This is a genomic window from Micromonospora qiuiae (genome assembly GCF_016863555.1).
Classification (GTDB): domain Bacteria; phylum Actinomycetota; class Actinomycetes; order Mycobacteriales; family Micromonosporaceae; genus Micromonospora; species Micromonospora qiuiae.
Genome location: NZ_BOPC01000009.1, coordinates 68,161 through 86,690 on the forward strand (window position 1 = coordinate 68,161; position 18,530 = coordinate 86,690).

Here is an 18,530-nt window from a genome sequence, read left to right on the forward strand (position 1 = left end):
CCGTGGTGTCCACACATCGAAACGGCAGCACGCACGCGCTGGAGGTTGCGTTGACCGACGACGTCCTGGTCGTACACGGAGGCACCCCGCTGCAAGGGCGGATCCGCGTGCGCGGCGCGAAGAACCTGGTCTCCAAGGCGATGGTCGCCGCGCTGCTCGGCGACAGCCCGAGCCGGTTGTTCGACGTACCGAAGATCCGTGACGTGGAGGTGGTCCGGGGCCTGCTCGGGCTGCACGGCGTCAAGGTCACCGACGGCGACGACGACGGCGAACTGATCTTCGACCCGGCGAACGTGGAGAGCGCCAGCACCGACCAGATCAACGTGCACGCCGGCTCCAGCCGGATCCCGATCCTGTTCTGCGGTCCGCTGCTGCACCGTCTCGGGCACGCCTTCATACCCGACCTGGGCGGCTGTCACATCGGTCCGCGGCCGATCGATTTCCACCTGCAGGCACTGCGAGAGTTCGGCGCCACGGTCGACAAGACGCCCGAAGGGCTGCACCTGTCCGCGCCGAACGGCCTGCGCGGCACCAAGTTCGCGCTGCCCTACCCCAGCGTGGGCGCGACCGAGCAGGTGCTGCTCACCGCGGTGATGGCCGAGGGCGTCACCGAGCTGCGCAACGCCGCTGTGGAGCCGGAGATCATCGACCTGATCTGCGTCCTGCAGAAGATGGGCGCGATCATCAAGGTGCACACCGACCGGGTGATCGAGATCCAGGGCGTGCCGAAGCTGCACGGCTACACCCACCGGCCGATCCCGGACCGGATCGAGGCGGCGAGCTGGGCGGCGGCGGCGCTGGCCACCCGTGGTCACGTTGAGGTGCTGGGTGCCGAGCAGGCCGACATGATGACTTTCCTCAACGTCTTCCGCTCGGTCGGCGGCGAGTACGAGGTGACCGACGCCCGGCCGCCGAAGCTGGGTCACCCCGGCCAGGAGGGCGGGATCCGGTTCTGGCACCCGGGCGGCGAGCTGAACGCGGTGGCCCTGGAAACGGACGTGCACCCGGGCTTCATGACCGACTGGCAGCAGCCGCTGGTCGTCGCGCTGACCCAGGCCCGCGGCCTGTCGATCGTCCACGAGACCGTCTACGAGCAGCGGCTGGGCTACACCGAGGCACTCAACTCGATGGGCGCCAACATCCAGGTCTACCGGGACTGCCTGGGTGGCACCCCGTGCCGCTTCGGCCGGCGCAACTTCAAGCACTCGGCGGTGATAGCCGGACCGAGCAAACTGCACGCCGCCGACCTGGTCATTCCGGACCTGCGGGCCGGATTCAGCCACCTGATCGCCGCGCTGGCCGCCGAGGGCACCTCCCGCGTGTACGGCGTCGACCTGATCAACCGGGGCTACGAGGACTTCGAGGCCAAGCTCGCCGACCTCGGTGCGCACGTCGAGCGGCCCTGATCCGGGGCGTACCACCGACTCACCTGCCCGTGTCCGGTGCACCGCGATGTGCACCGGACACGCGGCGTTGGCTACCCTTGCCGCGTGCTGTCGCTGTTTCGCCGTAAGTCCGCTGACCTCGCCGACCCCGCCACCGAGGCGGTGGCCCCGGTCGAGGACGAGGCCGTCTCCACCCGTCCGCGTGGCTACACCCCGGGCAAGGGGCGCGAGACGCCGAAGCGGCCCGCGGCCGGCCGCCGGCCGCCGGGTGCGACGAAGCCGCTGACCAAGGAAGAGACAAAGGAGCTCCGGCGGCAACGGCGTGCTGAGGCGGCGGCCGAGTTCCGGCGCGAGGGCGGCCCCCGCGACCGGGGTCCGGAGCGGTTGCTGGCCCGCAACGTGGTCGACTCCCGGCGTACTGTCGGCACCTGGTTCTTCGGTGGTGCCCTGGTCGTGCTGATCGGCTCGAACCAGGCGATGCCCCCGGTGATCCGGCTCGCCTCCAACCTGCTGTGGGGCGCGCTGGCCCTGGGCGTGGTGATCGACTCGGTGCTCATCTCACGGAAGATCAAGAAGCTGGTCCTGGCCCGCTTCCCGCAGACCACCCAGCGGATGGGGTCGCTTTACCTCTACGCCATCATGCGGGCAATCACCTTCCGCAAGCTGCGTACCCCGGAGCCCCGCGTCGCCATCGGCGACCAGGTCTGACCAGCGCCATCGGCGACCCGGGTCTGACCGGCGCCATCGGCGCCCTCGCCTGAGCACTCAGGGCACGCCAAGCAGTCGCAGCAGTGCCGCGGTGCCGGCGGCGGCGACGACCACCAGCACGAACGGTGCCCGCCGCCACGCCAGCAGCACTCCCACCAGGACGCCGGCCGGCCGGGCCCAGCCGGCGAACCGGCCGACCTCGGTCAGCGCCGCAGTCGCCGCCAGCGCCGCCAGCAGCGCCGCCGCACCGACCGGCAGCAACTGCCGCGCCCAGGTCGGCAGGTCGAGTCGGTCCCGCAGCAACACCCCGGCGACCCGGAAGGCGTACGTCCCGACGGCCAGCGCCACGATCACCGCGATCAGCACGACTCCTCCTCGTGTCCGGTCGGCGCTGCCCCGGCCGGCACCGCTTCAGCGTGCGCTGCCCCGGCCGGCACCGTCCCAGCGTGCGCTGCCCCGGCCGGCACCGCCCCGGCTTCCTCCGCCGACGCGGCGGCCACCGGCACGTCGGCGTCATCGGCCGGTGCCGGGTGCCGCCGTCTGAGCCGACTTACGGCCAGGAGCCCCGGGCCGGCCAGGGCGAGCAGCACCGGGAGGCCGGCCGGCAGCAGTGGCGTGGTCAGCACGGCCACCGCCGCGCCGCCCAGCGCGGCCCGCCGGGTGTCCCGGTCCCGCAGCGAGGGCAGCAGCAGGGCGATCAACCCGGCCGGGAACGCGGCGTCCAGCCCGAACGCGGCCGGGTCGCCGGCCACCCCACCGACCAGTACGCCGAGCAGGGTGCCGCCGTTCCAGGCCAGGAAGAGCAGGGCGCCGGCGAGCCAGAAGGCCCGCCGCCGGGCGGCACCGGCCGGCCGGGCCAGCGTGAAGGCGGTCGCCTCGTCGGTCATCAGGTGACTGCCGAGCAGCCGGTGCCGCAGCCGGTGCCCGATCGTGTCGCCGAGGGCCAGGCCGAACGGCAGGTGCCGGGCGTTGATCAGCAACCCGGCGAGGACAGCAGCCACGGGATTGCCAGCGGACATCAGCCCGATCGCCATGAACTGCGCGCCCCCGGCGTACACCAGCACGGACATGGCGACGGTCGCCCAGCCGGGCAGCCCGGCGGCGACCGCCATGGCGCCGAACGAGGCACCGACCGCCGCCATCGCCGCGCCGATGGCGGCGACGTCCCGCAGTACCCCCGGCGTTCGTTCTGGTGTACGCACGGTTCAGCATAATGAACACGCCCCCTACCGTTCGTCAAATCGAACAAACTGAACGCCGGAGCGAACAAATGCCCACACCGCCCTCTCCCCCGCTGGCCACCATCGCCGCAGCCCTGCGCCACGAGCGGCAACGAGTCGGTCTGTCACTGACCGAACTCGCCCGACGCGCCGGTATCGCCAAATCCACCCTGTCCCAGCTCGAGTCGGGAGTAGGCAACCCGAGCGTGGAGACGCTGTGGGCGCTGGGCGTGGCGCTCGACGTGCCGTTCAGCCGGCTCGTCGAACCACCGGCGACCGGGGTGCGCGTGATCCGGGCCGGCAACGGGCCGCGAATCCGGTCCGAGCACGCCGACTTCACCGGCACGCTGCTGAGCGCCGGCACCGCGCATGCACGCCGCGACGTCTATTTGATCGAACTGGAGCCGGACGGGGTCCGCACCGCCGAGCCGCACACCCCGCGCAGCGTCGAGCACATCGTGGTGGGCTCCGGCCGGCTGCGATGCGGACCCGAGCATGAGCAGGTGGAACTCGGCCCGGGCGACTACGCGACCTTCCCCGGTGACGCGCCGCACCGCTACCAGGCCCTCGAACCGGGCACCTTCGCCGTACTAATCATGGAACACCCGTGACACCCGGCCAGCGGGCGGCCGGAGTCGCGGCACTGCCGAGGTGCGGGGCGGATCCGGCGACCGCAGCCCGACGAAAGGGTGGAGTGCTGTCAGAAGTTCGATTCCGGCAATGACCTAGATATCCGGATCAGTGGGATAACGTTTGACTGCGGCGCCGCGCCACAGTGGCGGTGAACGAGCCCGCGCCGCTACCCTCCTTCCGCAGCCATTCGGAGCCGGGACGAGCGACTTCACCGGTTCCCGGGGGCGCCCAGCGCGACCATTTCCGACGAGGTGACATCGCCGTGAGCGAGCGGACGCGAGCCGACCACCGGGGCGCGGCCGTGAGCGGGCGGACGCCGCTTCACCGGCTCGCCACGGCCGGGCCCGGGTGGCCCGACGTCGTCGGCTCTCTCCGGTCGGTCCGAGAAGGGCGTACCGCCACCTGCCGCGCCGATCACCGGTCCTGCGACCATACCGACAGGTCGGCAGGATGAGCCGCGGCTACGCCGACCGGTGGCACGATCCCGGCGAGCCGTCCTGGGTGGTCGAGCCGACAAGCGAATGGCAGCCACAGTTCCCGGGCCAGCGTTACCCGGGCGACATCGGCGTCGACCACCATCAGCCGCCGTCGGCGCGGGGCCGGGCCAACGCCGTCGGACGGGCCGAGGTGCCACCGCTCGCGCCGACCAGACCCGACGGCACGTACGTGGGCCGGTCCTGGGCGGACGAGCCGGACGGCTGGCCGGGCCGGCACGATGCACCCGAACCGCGACGCCACGGCGGGTCGAACGGTAACCGGCACGACGGGCCGTATCCCGTCTCGCGGCCGGAGCGCCCCGACGGCCGGCGCTTCCCGCAGACCGAGCCGCCCCGCGGGCGCGACGGAGTCACCTGGTCCGACGTCGGCCCCCCAGGTGCGACGACCGGCGCACCGCCCCGCCGCGACCAGCGCGAACCCGGCCGCTACCCGCAACGCGACACCGACCGGCGCGAACCCGAGCGCCACGCCCAGTGGCCGGGCCATCGTGACGCCGACGGCTACCCCCGCCGCGACGCCGACCGACGGGACCAGCGCGAGCCCGACCGCCACGCCCAGTGGCCACGCCGATCCGAGCCAACCGACCGCGACCAGTACCGGTACACCGCGCCGGTTTCTCCCGGCCAGCCGGAGCCCGACTGGATGCCGGAGCCGAGCGAGCAACGGCGTCGGCCCGCCGCCCCACCGCGATCGGCCGAGACCGCGAGCCGTGGGAACACCGGCGACGGTACCCAGCAGCGCCCTCGCTACCAGTGGAGCAGCCACCCCGGCGAGCCCGCGTACGACGAGGGCCTCCGGGTGGACGGGTACCGGGAGGAGTTCAGCGTCGGGGACCCGGACAGTGCCCCGTACCCGGACGGTTACGTCGACGACGAGCCGGTTCGCGAACCGCGCGACGAGTGGCGAGACCCCGACTGGTCGCCGGGACGCGTCCGCCCCGCGCCGACAGCACGAGACCCACAGGCGTTCGCCGGCTCTCCGGTCAGCGGCCTGCCCTGGCCAGAGCCGGCACCGCTGCGGCCGAGCACCGGCCGGAACCACCGCGAGTACCAGCGGCCGGGCACGCCTCCGCCCGACCGTCCCCGGCACGACGATCTCCGGCCCGGCGTGCGCGACCCCGAACGGTTCGCGCCCGACCAACCGGCCGCGCAGCGGCCCGACCTCGACCGACCCGTCTCCCCCGCGCCCGACCGCGAGCCACCTCGACCCGACCGTCCACACCTGTCGGTGGTGCCCGATCTGCCGGTCTCTCCCGCACCGGAGTACGCCCCGCCGGTCTCCCCCGCCGGGCGGGTCCGGCCGGTGTCCCCGGCACCGGAGCGCGACCGTCCGGACGCGATCCGCCGGGATCGGCCCGGTTCCCCGACCGTCGACAGAGAATGGCGCCACGGCCCCGGGCCGGACCGGGACCGACGACCCGCCGCACATGCCGATCACGATCGGCCCGATCCGATTGGCCCGCGCCGACCGGCGACTTCCGCCGGAGACCCCACACCGGCCGGAGACATGGTACGGCCGGCACCCCTGCACCAGCACGAGGTACGCCCGGCCCCGCTGCACGGGCACCAGGTCCGTCCCGCGCCCCTGCTCGACCAGCCGGTCGTGGCCACCCCGCCGCCGGTGGCACCGTCGGTTGCCGCCGCGCCACCCGCCGCCGGTTCCCCCACGGCACGACCCGTCTCCGCGCCACTCACCCGCCCACCGGTTTCCGCGCCACCCGCGCACCGACCCATTTCCGCACCGCCCACGCACCCACCCATTTCCGCACCGCCCACGCACCCACCCATTTCCGCACCGCCCACGCACCGACCCATTTCCGCGCCAGCGACTCCCGGCCCGACAACTCCCCGCCCGACGAGTCCCCATTCGACGACTCCCGGCCCGACATCTGCCAGCCCCGCGACTCCCGGGCCTGGGCTCCCGGCCCGACCGCTGGGCTATCCCGCCGACCAGCCGCCGCCCCCGCCCCCGTCGCCGTCTCAGGCCGGCGGCGGGACTGATGCAGCCGCTGCTCCGGCCGCCCGGAAGCCGACCCGGTACATCCCGCCACCACCCAGGTCGGACGAGCCCACGCCGATCCAGCCGCCCGCCGACGGCCCGCAGGCATGGTTCGGGTCGCCCGGTCCCGACCCGGCCCAGCCCGTGTCCGGACCGGCGGACGCACGATCGCTCCGATCCGACGACGCTCCCACGTCGAGGCCGGCGGCCCCGGCCACGCCGGTCTCTCCCGCCGCGGCCGGTTCGCTCTTCGCGTCAACCGCCCACCCGGCTTCCGCTCCACCCGCCACCGGGCAGACCGGCGCGCCACCCGCTTGGGCGCGTTCCGCTCCGCCCGCCACCGACGCGCCACCAGCGTGGGCGCCAGTGTCTCCGCCTGCGCCGCCGGTCTCCGTGCCGCCCGCCCCACCGGCGCCATCAGCCGCAGAACCACCCGCGCCGCCGGTGGCCGCACCGTTCTCCGCACCCCCGGCACCGCCACCCCCCACTGCGCCGGCCTCCGCACCACCAATCTCCGCACCACCGGCCTCCGCACCCCCGGCACGCCCGACCTCCGCACCACCGATCTCCGCACCACCGATCTCCGCACCACCGGCACGCCCGGCCTCCGCACCCCCGGCACCGCCACCCCCCGCTGCGCCGGCCTCCGCACCCCCGATCTCCGCACCACCGGCACGCCCGGCCTCCGCACCACCGACCTCCGCGCCACCGGCACACCCGACCTCCGCACCACCGGCCGCCGCACCACCGGCACGCCCGACCTCCGGGCCACCGGCCTCCAACGCGCTGCCGGCACCGACGGACCCGAACGCGCTGGCCTCCGCGCCACCGATCTCCACGTTCCCGGCCTCGGACGCGCCCCCGGCCGACCTCGCGCCCCCGGTCTCCGCACCACCGGCCTCCGCACCCCCGGCCTCCGCACCACCGGTCTCCGCACCACCGACCGCCGCACCGCTGGCACGCCCGCTCTCCGCGTCACCGGCGCCCTCCGCGGACGGCCAAACACCACCGCCATCCTCCACGCACAGCGAGGCAGCGCCGGTATCCTCCACGCACGGCGAGCCAGCGCCGGCATCCTCTGCGGACGGCCAAACACCACCGCCATCCTCTGCGGACGGCGAGGCGGTGGAGGAGGTGGCCGTGGTACCCGAGCCGCCGCCCGACCCCGAGCAGGTGTTGGCGAGCTACCGCTGGCGGCTCGACCCGACGACGCTGCGCGAGGTCGCGGACGACCCGGAGGAACTGCGTACGATCCGGGAACGGCTGACCGACAAGCTCGCCTCGGCCCTCGACAACCGGTCCCGGGCGCGGCTGTTGAGCCTGCGGGCGGTGGTCTCACGAGTCCTCGGCGACTTCGACGACGCGCTGGACGACGGCCGGATGGCGTTGACCTACGCCGAGGCGACCGGTGAACTGCGCCGTGTCGCCCTCGCTCAGGCGCGGTTGGCGCAGGTGCTGCGCTGGCGCGGGGAGTTCGCCGAGGCCGACCGGCTGTTCGCGGAGGCGAACTCGGCCGAGCTGCCCGATCGGCTGCGCGCCGCCCTGCACGAACACGCCGCCCGCTGCTGCTACGACCAAAGACGGTTGATCGAGGCGTGCCACCACTTCGAGCGGGCTCTCGACCTGCGTGGCGAGGGCGACCCCGAACTGTTGGCCCGGGTCCGGATCGGACTGGACGCGATCGCCGCCCGCGCCGCCGAGGGTGGCTTCGGGCCGTACCCACGTAGTTGGGACGAGGTGTTGGAGCGTGACCGCGACCCGGTCCCGGCGCGCGACGGCGGCCAGGGGCTCTGGGGTTACGCGGACAGCGAGGGCGACATGGTCGTGCCGGCGCGGTACGCCGAGGCACAGCCGTTCTCCGACGGCCTGGCCTGGGTGCGTGGCCCGCAGACGGACCGCTGGTCGTTGATCGGTCTGACCGGCGAGACCGTCATCGAGCCGACCTACCTCGCGGCCCGCCCCTTCTCCGACGGCCTGGCCTGGGTGGTACGGGACGAGAGCGGCTGGCTGGCCGTCGACACCGGCGGAGAGGTCGTCGTGCCACCCGGCTTCGCCGACGTGCGGCCGTTCCGCAGAGGTGTGGCGGCGGTACGCCGCGAGGGCTGGGGTGCCGTCGACCGCACCGGTCAGATCGTGGTGCCCACCCGCTACCACGGTTTCCACACCGCGCTCGCCGACGGCCGGTACGTCGACGGTTTCACCGACGAGGGACTGGCCGTGGTCGACCTGGCCGGCCGCAAGGGCGTGGTGGACCGCAAGGGCCAGGTCATCGTCTCACCGGCGCACCCGGCGCTGCTCATCCACCCGGTGGCCTTCCTGGCGACCAACGGCGGTGGCCGCTGGGGCGCGCTCGACCGGCGGGGAGGGCCGCTGATCGACCCGGTGTTCCACCATCCGGACGAGGTCGTCGCGGAGATCGAGGCACTGCTCACGGACGCCAGCCCGGTGCTCTGAGCCGGGAATCCGGCAGCGGGATCCGCCCGGCTGCGGGCCGGTCTGACCGGCAGCTCAGGCCGGGGGCGGGCTAGGGTCAGCGTATGGAATTCCGACACCTTGGCCGTTCCGGCCTGATCGTCAGCGAGATCTCGTACGGCAACTGGATCACCCACGGTTCACAGGTCGAGGAGGAGGCGGCGCTCGCCTGCGTCCGAGCCGCCCTGGACGCCGGTATCACCACCTTCGACACTGCGGACGCCTACGCCGGCACCCGCGCCGAGGAGGTGCTCGGCCGGGCGCTGGAGCAGGAACGGCGCGAGGGCCTGGAGATCTTCACCAAGGTGTACTGGCCGACCGGGCCGGGCCGCAACGACCGGGGTCTGTCCCGTAAGCACATCATGGAGTCGATCAACGGCTCGCTGCGCCGGCTGCGGACCGACTACGTGGACCTCTACCAGGCCCACCGGTACGACTACAGCACGCCGCTGGAGGAGACGATGGAGGCGTTCGCCGACATCGTACGCTCCGGCAAGGCGCTCTACATCGGCGTGTCGGAGTGGAAGGCGTCGCAGATCCGCGAGGCCCACGCCCTCGCCCGGGAGCTGCGCATCCCGCTGGTGTCCAGCCAGCCGCAGTACTCGATGCTCTGGCGGGTCATCGAGAGCGAGGTCATCCCCACCAGCGAGGAGCTGGGCATCGGCCAGATCGTCTGGTCGCCGATGGCGCAGGGCGTGCTCTCCGGCAAGTACCTGCCCGGCCAGCCGCCACCGGCCGGCTCCCGCGCCACCGACGAGAAGTCCGGCGCGGGTTTCATCGCCAAGTGGCTGACCGACGACGTGCTGACCCGGGTCCAGCAGCTCAAGCCGCTGGCCGATCAGGCCGGGCTGAGCATGGCCCAGCTCGCCATCGCCTGGGTGCTGCAGAACCCGAACGTCTCCTCGGCCATCGTCGGGGCGACCCGCCCGCAGCAGGTGCAGGACAACGTCAAGGCGGCCGGCGTCAAGCTCGACGCCGGCCTGCTGAAGGCGATCGACGAGATCGTCGACCCGGTGACCGAGCGGGATCCGGCGCGTACCGAGTCCCCTGCCGAGCGTCCCTGAACCGGCCGGTCCGGCCGACGTCTCCGCACGCCGGCCGGGCCACGGTGGCGGCGCCGGGTCAGCCCTGCCAGAAACGGATCAGCTCCAGGCCGGTGAAGTAGAGCCACGGCGGCAGGCCGAGAAAGCCGCCGATCGCGAAGACCGCGTCGAAGAACCAGCCACCGATGCGCGGGTTCCACAGCAACGCGAAGAGCAGGATGAAGCCGTACGGCGCGAACAGGTCGTACATTCGGCGCCACTGCGGGTTCAGCCACGGCTGGATCATGTTGCCGCCGTCGAGGCCGGGCACCGGCAGCAGGTTGAGCACGCTGGCGGTGACCTGGAGGAATGCGAGCAGTGCCACGGCGGCCCAGAACTCCACCGGCCCGCCGCCGGGCGCACCGAGCCGCAGCACCGCCACCAGCACCAGGGCGAACAGCACGTTGGTGGCCGGGCCGGCGAGGCTGACCAGGGTGTGCCGCAGCCGCCCGGGAATCGCGTGCCGGTCCACCCAGACCGCGCCGCCGGGCAGGCCGATGCCGCCGAGCAGCACCACCGCCACCGGCAGCGCGATGGACAGCAGCGGGTGGCTGTACTTCAGCGGGTTGAGGGTCAGGTAGCCGCGATGGGCCACGCTCCGGTCGCCGGCCCGGTAGGCCACCACTGCGTGGGCGTACTCGTGCAGGCAGAGCGAGACCAGCCAGCCGGAGACGACGAACCCGAAGACCGCGAGCCGGACGTTGCCGATCCCGTGCCAGATCAGCACGGCGCTGGTGACCAGCAGCGCGACCAGGGCGAGAAAGACCGGGCTGGGCCGCAACGCCGCCCGGGGCACCCCGAGCACCAGCGGCTCCCGGGAGCTCATCACTCCGCCGCGGGCAGCAGGCTCATCCGGTACTCCACCCGATCGTCCTCGACGAGCGCTACCGAGGTGACGCCGGATGCCGCGAGCTCCCGCCAGGTCTGGCCGATCCAGGATTCGGCGTCCGCCTGGCTGCCGAACGACTCGGTCGGCCCGTCGACCGGCTCGCCGTTCGCGCCCTCGTACCGCCAGCTCCACGACATGTGCGCGTCTCCCCTCGCCGCTGATGTCCCATCGGACGGACCTCCGTCAGCGTAGTCGGCCGCACGGCCGGCGAGAGAACGCCGGCCGACGGCCGGTACCGTGACCTGGTGCTGACTCAAGGGGTCGTGCTCAGCGAGCGGTACCGGCTGAGCGAACGGGTGGCGACCGGCGGCATGGGCGCGGTCTGGCGGGGCACGGATCTCCTGCTGGGCCGGGAGGTCGCGGTCAAGGTGCTGTTGTCGGCGCTGAGCGCCGATCCGGAGTTCACCACGCGGTTCCGGGCCGAGGCGCGGATGCTGGCGGCGCTGCGGCACCCCGGGGTGGTCGCGGTGCACGACGTCGGCCAGGCCACGCTCGCCGACGGCAGCCAGGTCGACTACCTGGTGATGGAGTACGTGGAGGGCGAGCCGCTCAGCGCCCGGGTGCGACGGTTGGGCCGGCTCGATCCGGTCACCACCATGTCCGTGGTGGCGCAGACCGCCGAGGCGTTGCATGCCGCGCACCTCGCCGGCATCGTGCACCGCGACGTGAAGCCGGGCAACCTGCTGGTCAAGCCGGACGGCCGGGCGGTGCTGGTCGACTTCGGCATCGCCCGATCCGGCGCGACGGCGGGGATCACCGCCGCCCACACGGTGCTCGGCACGGCCTCGTTCATGTCTCCCGAGCAGGCCACCGGCCAGCCGATCTCCGGGGCGAGCGACATCTACTCACTCGGCGCCGTGGCGTACCTCTGCCTCGCCGGGCGTCCCCCGTTCGTCGGTGACAACCCGTTCGACGTGGCGCTGCGGCACCAGCGGGACCAACCGCCACCGCTGCCGCCGGACGTCCCGGCACCGGTCGCCGCGGTGGTCCTCCGGGCCATCGCGAAGCAGCCGGGCGACCGGCACCGCAGCGCGGCGGAACTCGCCGAGGCCGCCGCCGGAGCCGCCGCCTCCGCCCAAGCGGGAAGCCAGGTCGCCGTCGCGGCACCGGGCGCCGCCGGGGGCGGAGCGACCCGGCCGGGCGGCGTACCGCCGGCCGGCCGGAAGCGACCCCGACGGCTGCGGCGGTCGACCCTGGTGACCGTCGCGGCGGGCGTCGTGACGGTCGTCGCGGCGGGCGTGGCGCTGGCCGTGGTGTCGCTGCCGCCGCCCGACGACGCCGCGGCGCCGGCCACCACGCCCGTGTTGGCCGACGACCCGCTGGTGGTCGCCTCCCGGCGTGCCGGCACGGGTGGCAACGGCGGCCAGCAGAGCCCGACGTCGTCGCCCAGCACGGCGCGGCCGTCGGCGACCTCGGCCTCGCCGGAGCGCAGCAGTGTCGCGGCGACCACTCCGGCGTCGAGTTCCCCCTCCCCATCCCGACCCCGGCCGAGCGCCACACCAACCGCCGGCGGTGGCGAGCAACCGAACCCCTACACCGCCGCGCAGGCGTGCGGCAGCGGATACCGGGTGATCAACACAGCGACGCTGACCGCAGGTGGCCGCCGACAGGGCAAGGTTCACCTGCTCTACCACGCCGGGACCGGGTCGAACTGTGTGGTGACGCTCAAGGAGACCGCCGTCGGCACGGCCACCCCGGTGATGGCCTTCCTGGAGGTGCAGGGCCGGGCCCGGTCCACCGACAGCGACTCGTACCGGTACTACGCCGGGCCGGTCCGGGCCAGCGCCGCGGCGACCTGCGTCAAGTGGGGCGGTTCCGCCGGTGGAGCCAGCTACAGCAGCCCGTTCGAGCACTGCGACTGACCGTCGCGCCTCGGGGTATGTCTCGGTGGAGACCGACGGCGATTCGGCACCGGAGGCGAGGATGACGACACCGATCCCGAAAATGGACACCACGGAGCTGCGCGACATCGCGGTACGCGGCGGCATCGAGGGCGCCCGGGAGATGGACCGGGAGGAACTGATCGACGCGCTGCAGGCCCGCCCCGGTGAGGGAATCTGGCAGGAGGATCCGAAGCCGGCGGACGTCAACCCCAACGACTACATGTACGAGGCCCCCGAAGACCGGTGAGCGGTGCCGGGACTGCTGCGGCGCCAGCGGCGTACCTGCGCTGCCCCCGGCGCCGGACTGGCCGTAAGGTACGGGCATGTCCCTAGACGGGTGGAACCGGGTCCTGGTGCTGGGCGGCATCCGCTCCGGCAAGTCGGAGTTCGCCGAGTCCCTGATCGCCGACGCGACCTCGGTCCGGTACGTGGCCACCGCAGCCGAGGCGGGCGACGACGACGCGGAGTGGTCGGCGCGGCTCGCGGCGCACCGCGCCCGCCGGCCCGCGTCCTGGCACACGGAGGAGACCGCGGGCGACCCGCGCCGGCTGGCCGACGTGATCGCCACCGCCGGGCCGGAGGAGACGCTGCTCGTCGACGACCTCGGCAACTGGGTGACCGTGCTGCTCGACCCGGCGCACCAGCCGGCCGACGACACCGCCACGATCGCTGAACTGGCCGCCGCCGTCCGGGCCTGTCCGGCGCGGCTGGTGCTGGTCAGTCCCGAGGTCGGGCTCTCCCTGGTGCCGACCACGCCGCTGGGCCGGGCGTTCACCGACGCGCTCGGCGCGGTCAACCGGGCCGTGGCGGACGCCTGCGACGCGGTGATCCTGGTGGTCGCCGGCCAGCCGTGCCGGCTGAAGCCGGCCGAGCCCGCGCCGGCCGTCGCGCTCCCGGCCGCCCCCGGCCAGCCCAGGGCCACGGTGCCCGCGCAGAGCGGCCCCGCCGCCCACGTCGGAAGCACCGGTCAGACAGCGCCCGCGGCCCTGTCGGTGGCCGCCACCGGGCCGGTCATCGAGCCCGGCATGGAGCTGCCCATGCCGGACGAGTACGCCGGGCCGCAGGCCGTGGACCGGCTGGCCACGCTCGACGTGCCGGGCGCCGGGCTCGGTGTCCTGGAGCAGGTGGTCTCGTTCGCCGCCGCCACCCAGGGCACCCCGACTCCCGCGGCCTGGCAGTCGGTACGCGTACTCCTGCTGCACGGCGACCACGCCGGTGGCGCCGCCGCCGGCAGCCTGCCCGGCGAGTCGGCCCGCCGGGCTCGCCAGGCCCGCGTCGGTGAGGGTGTGCTGGCCCGGCTGGCTGCCGAAAATGGTGCCGACCTGCAGGTGGTCGACGCCCCGGCCGCCGCACCCGTCGAGGACGCTCCCGCGCTCACCGCCGAGCAGGTCGAGTCGGCGCTGCGCTACGGCTGGCGGCTGGCCGAGGAGGCCGCGGACGCTGGCGTACAGCTGCTGGTCCTGGCGGCGTGCGGCGCCGGCACCGAGGCCGCGGCGGCTGCCGTGCTCGCGGCGACCGCCGGGGCCGAGCCGCCCGCGGTGCTCGCCCGGGTGGTCGCCGCGAGCGGCGAGATCGACGACGCGGCCTGGATGGCGCGCTGCGCCGCGGTCCGGGACGGGCTGCACCGCGCCCGCCACTCGTCGCGCGACGCCAAGGAGGTCCTGGCCCAGTTCGGTGGTGGAGACATCGCCGTCGCCACCGGCATCCTGCTCGGCGCGACCGCCCGCCGGACGCCGGTTCTGCTGGACGGGCCGGTCGGCGTGGCCGCCGCGCTGGTCAGCCGAGACTTGGCCGGCCAGGCCCGGCACTGGTGCCTGCTGGCCGACCACGGCGGGCATCCCGCGGTCCGGCTGGCCGCCGACGTGCTGGGCCTGACCCCCCTGACCGAGCTGCGGCTCGACCTCGGCGAGGGGGCGAACGCCCTGGCCGTGCTGCCGCTGCTGCGCTCGGTGCTGGCGTTGGCCGCCGCGCTGCCGACCCGCCCCGAGCGGCCCGCCGACGACACCGGGCCGGACGACAACACCCCCGGACGAGACGACAACACCCCCGGACGAGACGACGACGCCCCCGGACGGGACGACGACGCCGGGCCGGTCGAGGAGGACGCGGGGCCGGACGAGCCCGTCGAGGACGCCGACGAGCCCGACTTCCGCGAGCCCGAGCCCGAGGGGCCGGGACCGACCAGCACCGAAGCGCCCCGGTCGGCGGATCCCACCGGCTCGCGTGCCGGCTGAGCGACGGCTCGGTGCCGGGGCGCGACTCGCGCTGACCACCCTCACCGTGGCGCCGCTCCGCGTCGGTCGGATCGACCGGGCCACGGCCGGTGTCGCGATGGCGCTCGCCCCGGTGGTGGGCGCGCTGCTCGGGCTGCCGCTGGCCGGTGTGCTGCTGCTGGTCGACACGCTCAGCACGCCGCTCGTCGCCGCCGGGCTCACCGTTGCCGTGGGTGCCCTGCTCACCCGCGGGCTGCACCTCGACGGGCTGGCCGACACCGTGGACGCGCTCGGCTCGTACCGGCGGGGCCCGGCCGCGTTGGAGATCATGAAGAGGCCGGACGTCGGGCCGTTCGGTGTGGTCGCGCTGGTGCTCGTCCTGCTGGTGCAGGCCGCGGCGCTGGCCGAACTGGCCGACCGGTCCCGGCCGGCGGCGCTCGCGGCGGTCGTCACGGCCGTCGCGGCCGGTCGGCTCGGGGTGACGCTGGCCTGCTGGCGGGGCGTCCCGCCGGCTCGACCGGAGGGGCTCGGTGCGCTGGTGGCCGGCACCGTCGGGCCGGTCGCGCTGGCCACCGGGACGATCGCCGTGGCGGTGCTGGCGGTCGCGGCGGTGCCGGGCCGTCCCTGGCAGGGGCCGCTGGCCGTGCTGGTCGCGCTCGCCGTCGCGGCCGGGCTGCTGCAACATGTGGTACGCCGATTCGGCGGGATCACCGGTGACGTGCTCGGTGCCGTCGTCGAGGTGGTCACCACGCTCGTCTACCTGGGACTGGTGCTGTCCGGCTGAGCCAGGGGGTCTGCGGCGGGTAGCGTTCTCCCACGACAGCACCGCCCGCGGCACCCAGGGGACGACATGCTCATCACCGACGACTTCCTGCCCGTTCCGGTCCCGGAGTCGCTCAGCGCGACCTACCTGGTGCCGGCGGCGGGGCTGCCGGCGGTCAGCGCCCGGTCGGCGGTACGCGGGCTGGCCGGCCGGCTGGCCGAGCCGGTGCACGGGCTGGCCCGGCAGATGCTGGACAGCCCGCTGATGAGCGTCGACGTCCGCCCGATCGGCGAGTTTCCGGAGCTGCCGCCCGATCTGCTCACCGCGTTCGGCGCCAGCGAGCCGCAGCTGGATCGGCTGGCCGCGGCCAGCCACCTGGTGGTGGTGCAGGCCGAGTACCGGCCGGGCTGGCCCCCGGCACACGAGTGGGCGGCCCGGGCGGTGGCCGCGGCGGTCGCCGAGGCGGTGGACGGCGACGTGGTCGACGTCTTCGGGTTGCAGTTCCTGGACCCGCGCGCGGCGCTGCGTTCCCTGCCCGACGTGCAGGGCCGGGTCCGACTCGTCGACTGGGTCCTGGTGCCCTACTCCTCGGGCGCCGACGGCCTCTGGTTCACCACGAAGGGATTGCGCCGCTTCGGCCTGCTGGAGCTGCAGGCCCAGGGCGTGCCGGACCACCTCACCCGGGCCTGGGGCGCGGTGATGACCGGTGCCGCCCGGCGGCTGCTGCGAGACTGGACCGACGGGCTGGCCGGCGACGAGGTGCCGGCCTTCGTGCAGCTGCCGGTACTGGCCACGGTGACCGGGCACGACATCGCGGTGGCGTACGGCAATCCGGAGCAGCACGGCGCGACCCCGCCGGTGCTGCTGCGGCTGGAGCTGGACCCGGCCACCGACCCGGAGGCCGACTCGTTCCTGAGCCTGCGCCCGCCCACCGGGCACCCCGGCCCGGCCGGGCGCTACTTCGCCGCCGCCTGCGCCACTCTTTTCTCCGGAATCCAGCCCGACGTGCGCTACGCGCGCCCAGGTGACGCGATGAGTCGGGCGATCGCCACCGCCCGGGCCAGCCTGGGCGACATCCGGGCCCGCTTCCGGGCCGGGGCGCTGCCGCCGGAGACCCAGCTGGTGGTGAAGTACGGGCTGCCCGGCGACGACGGCCCCGAGTACATCTGGGCCGGCGTGACTTCCTGGGACGCCCCGGAACGCGTGGTCGGGGCCAGCGCCAGCGACGCGAACACCGACCCCACCGTACGCATCGGTTCCCCGGTCGTGATCGAAGCCGCCGACATAATCGACTGGGCCCTGCTGAACCCCACCGGCGTCATCGAAGGCGGCTGGACCCAGGCAATCCTGGACGCCGGCACCCCACCCACCCCCTGACCCCCACCCCGCTTCCCAGCAGGCTTCCCACCCCGCTTCCCAGCAGGCTCCTACCCCGCTTCCCAGCAGGCTTCCCACCCCGCTTCCCGGCGGGGTGATCATGAAGTTGTTGTCGCGACACGCGGCTTGGCGCGACAACAACTTCATGATCAACGGGGACGGCCGCCGGGGTGGGGGTGGGGGTGGGGGGTGGGTTATTTGACGGAGGGGTGGATGAAGGGGGGACGGGTCAGGCGGGCGGGGGTGGGGCGGGTGCGGATGTCGACGTGCAGGGTGGCGCCGTCGGGGAGGGCGGGGGCGGTGTCGATCAGCGCCAGGGCGATGCCCTGCTTCTTCGTGGGGCTGAAAGTGCCGCTCGTGATGGTCCCGACCGGGGTGTCGCCGTGGCACACCGCCATGCCGGGACGCGGGATGCCCCGGCCGACGATCTCCAGGCCGCGCAGCGTACGCCTCGGACCGGCGGCCTTCTCCGCGAGCAGCGCGTCCCGGCCCCAGAACGCCGGCTTGTCCCAGCCCACCGCCCAGCCGACGCGGGCCTGCACCGGAGTGATCTCAAGCGACAGGTCCTGCCCGTGCAGCGGGTAGCCCATCTCGGTGCGCAGCGTGTCCCGGGCGGCCAGCCCGCAGGCCCGTGGCGCCGGCTCGACGGCGAACAGCGCATCCCAGACCGCGACCGCGTCGGCGGTCGGCACGACCAGTTCGTAGCCGAGTTCGCCGGTGTAGCCGGTGCGGCACACGGTCAACTCGACCCCGTACAGGGTGGCCGGCGAGAAGCTCATGTACGCCTGTTCGGTGGGCAGGCCCAGCGCGCCCAGCAGCTCCGCCGACCGTGGTCCCTGCACCGCGAGGACGGCGTACGCGTCGTGTTCGTCAGAGACCGTGACCTGCGGCGGCGCGGCGGCGCGCAGCCGGCGCACCACCTCGGCGGTGTTCGCGGCGTTCGGAATGAGGAAGACGTGGTCGTCGGCGTACCGGTAGGCGATGAGGTCATCCACCACGCCGCCGGTGGCGTCGTCGCAGCAGAGGGTGTACTGCGCCCGACCCGCCCCGATCCGGTCCAGGTCGTTGCTGAGGCAGGCGTTGACGAACCGCGCCGCACCGGGGCCGGTCACCCGCGCCTTGCCCAGATGCGACACGTCGAACACGCCGACGTCGGTCCGGACCGCGGCATGTTCCCGCAGCACCCCGCCGCCGGCGTACTCCAGCGGCATCTCCCATCCGCCGAACGGGGCGAGCTTGGCGCCGAGCGCGGTGTGTCGCTCGCTCAGTGGAGAACGACGCGGCCGGGTCACGGCGGCATCGGTGGTCACGTCAGCCATGGGTGGAACTTACCGGGGCGGACGGCGCTGGTTAGCATCGGCGGAGCCCCACCGGACCTGCCGGCGGGCCAGCACCAACGCCCGGTGGAC

At 74.2% G+C, this 18,530-nt stretch carries 15 protein-coding genes and 1 pseudogene; 10 read left to right on the forward strand and 6 right to left on the reverse strand.

Annotated elements, in window-relative coordinates; genetic code table 11:
- Nucleotides 1-50 precede the first annotated feature (50 nt).
- Nucleotides 51-1,406: a UDP-N-acetylglucosamine 1-carboxyvinyltransferase gene (gene murA, locus Vqi01_RS02940; RefSeq protein WP_204032858.1), complete on the forward strand. Its 1,356-nt coding sequence runs from the start codon at nucleotides 51-53 to the stop codon at nucleotides 1,404-1,406.
- Between the two features lie 87 nt (nucleotides 1,407-1,493).
- Nucleotides 1,494-2,093, forward strand: a complete 600-nt coding sequence (locus Vqi01_RS02945) for a DUF3043 domain-containing protein (RefSeq protein WP_204032860.1) — start codon at nucleotides 1,494-1,496, stop codon at nucleotides 2,091-2,093.
- 57 nt (nucleotides 2,094-2,150) lie between these two features.
- Here the strand turns inward: Vqi01_RS02945 and Vqi01_RS02950 are convergent, their stop codons facing one another.
- Nucleotides 2,151-2,459, reverse strand: a complete 309-nt coding sequence (locus tag Vqi01_RS02950) for an AzlD domain-containing protein (RefSeq protein WP_204032730.1) — start codon at nucleotides 2,457-2,459, stop codon at nucleotides 2,151-2,153.
- Nucleotides 2,453-3,295 carry an AzlC family ABC transporter permease gene (locus Vqi01_RS02955; RefSeq protein ID WP_239098136.1) on the reverse strand — a complete coding sequence of 281 codons (843 nt, stop codon included), beginning with the start codon at nucleotides 3,293-3,295 and terminating at the stop codon, nucleotides 2,453-2,455. Before Vqi01_RS02955 ends, Vqi01_RS02950 begins: the two co-directional genes overlap by 7 nt.
- A gap of 68 nt (nucleotides 3,296-3,363) precedes the next feature.
- Here Vqi01_RS02955 and Vqi01_RS02960 point away from each other — a divergent pair, with 68 nt between their 5' ends.
- Nucleotides 3,364-3,924, forward strand: a complete 561-nt coding sequence (locus Vqi01_RS02960) for a helix-turn-helix domain-containing protein (protein WP_204032731.1) — start codon at nucleotides 3,364-3,366, stop codon at nucleotides 3,922-3,924.
- A 436-nt stretch (nucleotides 3,925-4,360) separates the two neighbouring features.
- Here the strand turns inward: Vqi01_RS02960 and Vqi01_RS02965 are convergent, their stop codons facing one another.
- Nucleotides 4,361-5,665: a hypothetical protein gene (locus tag Vqi01_RS02965; RefSeq protein ID WP_204032733.1), complete on the reverse strand. Its 1,305-nt coding sequence runs from the start codon at nucleotides 5,663-5,665 to the stop codon at nucleotides 4,361-4,363.
- A 1,482-nt stretch (nucleotides 5,666-7,147) separates the two neighbouring features.
- On the opposite strand from Vqi01_RS02965, the pseudogene Vqi01_RS02975 reads away from it, so the two are divergent.
- Together Vqi01_RS02975 and Vqi01_RS02980 are read left to right on the forward strand one after the other, a co-directional pair.
- Nucleotides 7,148-8,896 (forward strand): annotated as a pseudogene (locus Vqi01_RS02975) (WG repeat-containing protein); the annotation flags it as partial.
- An 83-nt stretch (nucleotides 8,897-8,979) separates the two neighbouring features.
- The gene (locus tag Vqi01_RS02980) at nucleotides 8,980-9,978 is read left to right on the forward strand and encodes an aldo/keto reductase family protein (RefSeq protein WP_204032738.1); all 999 of its coding nucleotides are present in this window, start codon (nucleotides 8,980-8,982) and stop codon (nucleotides 9,976-9,978) included.
- A gap of 58 nt (nucleotides 9,979-10,036) precedes the next feature.
- Here the strand turns inward: Vqi01_RS02980 and Vqi01_RS02985 are convergent, their stop codons facing one another.
- Together Vqi01_RS02985 and Vqi01_RS02990 are read right to left on the reverse strand one after the other, a co-directional pair.
- The gene (locus tag Vqi01_RS02985) at nucleotides 10,037-10,822 is read right to left on the reverse strand and encodes a site-2 protease family protein (protein ID WP_204032740.1); all 786 of its coding nucleotides are present in this window, start codon (nucleotides 10,820-10,822) and stop codon (nucleotides 10,037-10,039) included.
- A complete protein-coding gene (locus Vqi01_RS02990) occupies nucleotides 10,822-11,022 on the reverse strand; it encodes a hypothetical protein (RefSeq protein WP_204032741.1) in 201 nt (66 codons plus the stop codon). Before Vqi01_RS02990 ends, Vqi01_RS02985 begins: the two co-directional genes overlap by 1 nt.
- Nucleotides 11,023-11,130: 108 nt before the next feature.
- Here Vqi01_RS02990 and Vqi01_RS02995 point away from each other — a divergent pair, with 108 nt between their 5' ends.
- The 5 genes from Vqi01_RS02995 to Vqi01_RS03015 all read left to right on the forward strand — a co-directional run bounded on the left by Vqi01_RS02995 (nucleotide 11,131) and on the right by Vqi01_RS03015 (nucleotide 17,121).
- A complete protein-coding gene (locus tag Vqi01_RS02995) occupies nucleotides 11,131-12,747 on the forward strand; it encodes a serine/threonine-protein kinase (RefSeq protein WP_204032743.1) in 1,617 nt (538 codons plus the stop codon).
- A 61-nt stretch (nucleotides 12,748-12,808) separates the two neighbouring features.
- Nucleotides 12,809-13,015 carry a hypothetical protein gene (locus Vqi01_RS03000; RefSeq protein WP_204032745.1) on the forward strand — a complete coding sequence of 69 codons (207 nt, stop codon included), beginning with the start codon at nucleotides 12,809-12,811 and terminating at the stop codon, nucleotides 13,013-13,015.
- Between the two features lie 76 nt (nucleotides 13,016-13,091).
- On the forward strand, nucleotides 13,092-15,002 hold the full coding sequence (gene cobU, locus Vqi01_RS03005) for a bifunctional adenosylcobinamide kinase/adenosylcobinamide-phosphate guanylyltransferase (protein ID WP_204032746.1): 1,911 nt from the start codon (nucleotides 13,092-13,094) through the stop codon (nucleotides 15,000-15,002).
- Nucleotides 14,992-15,765 (forward strand): adenosylcobinamide-GDP ribazoletransferase, encoded by a 774-nt coding sequence (locus Vqi01_RS03010; RefSeq protein ID WP_204032747.1) that lies wholly within the window; start codon nucleotides 14,992-14,994, stop codon nucleotides 15,763-15,765. Before cobU ends, Vqi01_RS03010 begins: the two co-directional genes overlap by 11 nt.
- A gap of 66 nt (nucleotides 15,766-15,831) precedes the next feature.
- Nucleotides 15,832-17,121 carry a DUF2314 domain-containing protein gene (locus Vqi01_RS03015; RefSeq protein WP_204032748.1) on the forward strand — a complete coding sequence of 430 codons (1,290 nt, stop codon included), beginning with the start codon at nucleotides 15,832-15,834 and terminating at the stop codon, nucleotides 17,119-17,121.
- A gap of 194 nt (nucleotides 17,122-17,315) precedes the next feature.
- On the opposite strand, the gene gcvT is transcribed toward Vqi01_RS03015, so the two are convergent.
- Nucleotides 17,316-18,440 carry a glycine cleavage system aminomethyltransferase GcvT gene (gene gcvT, locus Vqi01_RS03020; RefSeq protein ID WP_204032749.1) on the reverse strand — a complete coding sequence of 375 codons (1,125 nt, stop codon included), beginning with the start codon at nucleotides 18,438-18,440 and terminating at the stop codon, nucleotides 17,316-17,318.
- Nucleotides 18,441-18,530: the final 90 nt, after the last annotated feature.

Coding starts and splice junctions, on each gene's coding strand:
- cobU (WP_204032746.1), top strand. CDS start 13,092: ATGTCCCTAGACGGGTGGAACCGGGTCCTGGTGCTGGGCGGCATCCGC.
- Vqi01_RS02990 (WP_204032741.1), bottom strand. CDS start 11,022: ATGTCGTGGAGCTGGCGGTACGAGGGCGCGAACGGCGAGCCGGTCGAC.
- Vqi01_RS03015 (WP_204032748.1), top strand. CDS start 15,832: ATGCTCATCACCGACGACTTCCTGCCCGTTCCGGTCCCGGAGTCGCTC.
- Vqi01_RS02960 (WP_204032731.1), top strand. CDS start 3,364: ATGCCCACACCGCCCTCTCCCCCGCTGGCCACCATCGCCGCAGCCCTG.
- Vqi01_RS03000 (WP_204032745.1), top strand. CDS start 12,809: ATGACGACACCGATCCCGAAAATGGACACCACGGAGCTGCGCGACATC.
- Vqi01_RS02980 (WP_204032738.1), top strand. CDS start 8,980: ATGGAATTCCGACACCTTGGCCGTTCCGGCCTGATCGTCAGCGAGATC.
- gcvT (WP_204032749.1), bottom strand. CDS start 18,440: ATGGCTGACGTGACCACCGATGCCGCCGTGACCCGGCCGCGTCGTTCT.
- Vqi01_RS02985 (WP_204032740.1), bottom strand. CDS start 10,822: ATGAGCTCCCGGGAGCCGCTGGTGCTCGGGGTGCCCCGGGCGGCGTTG.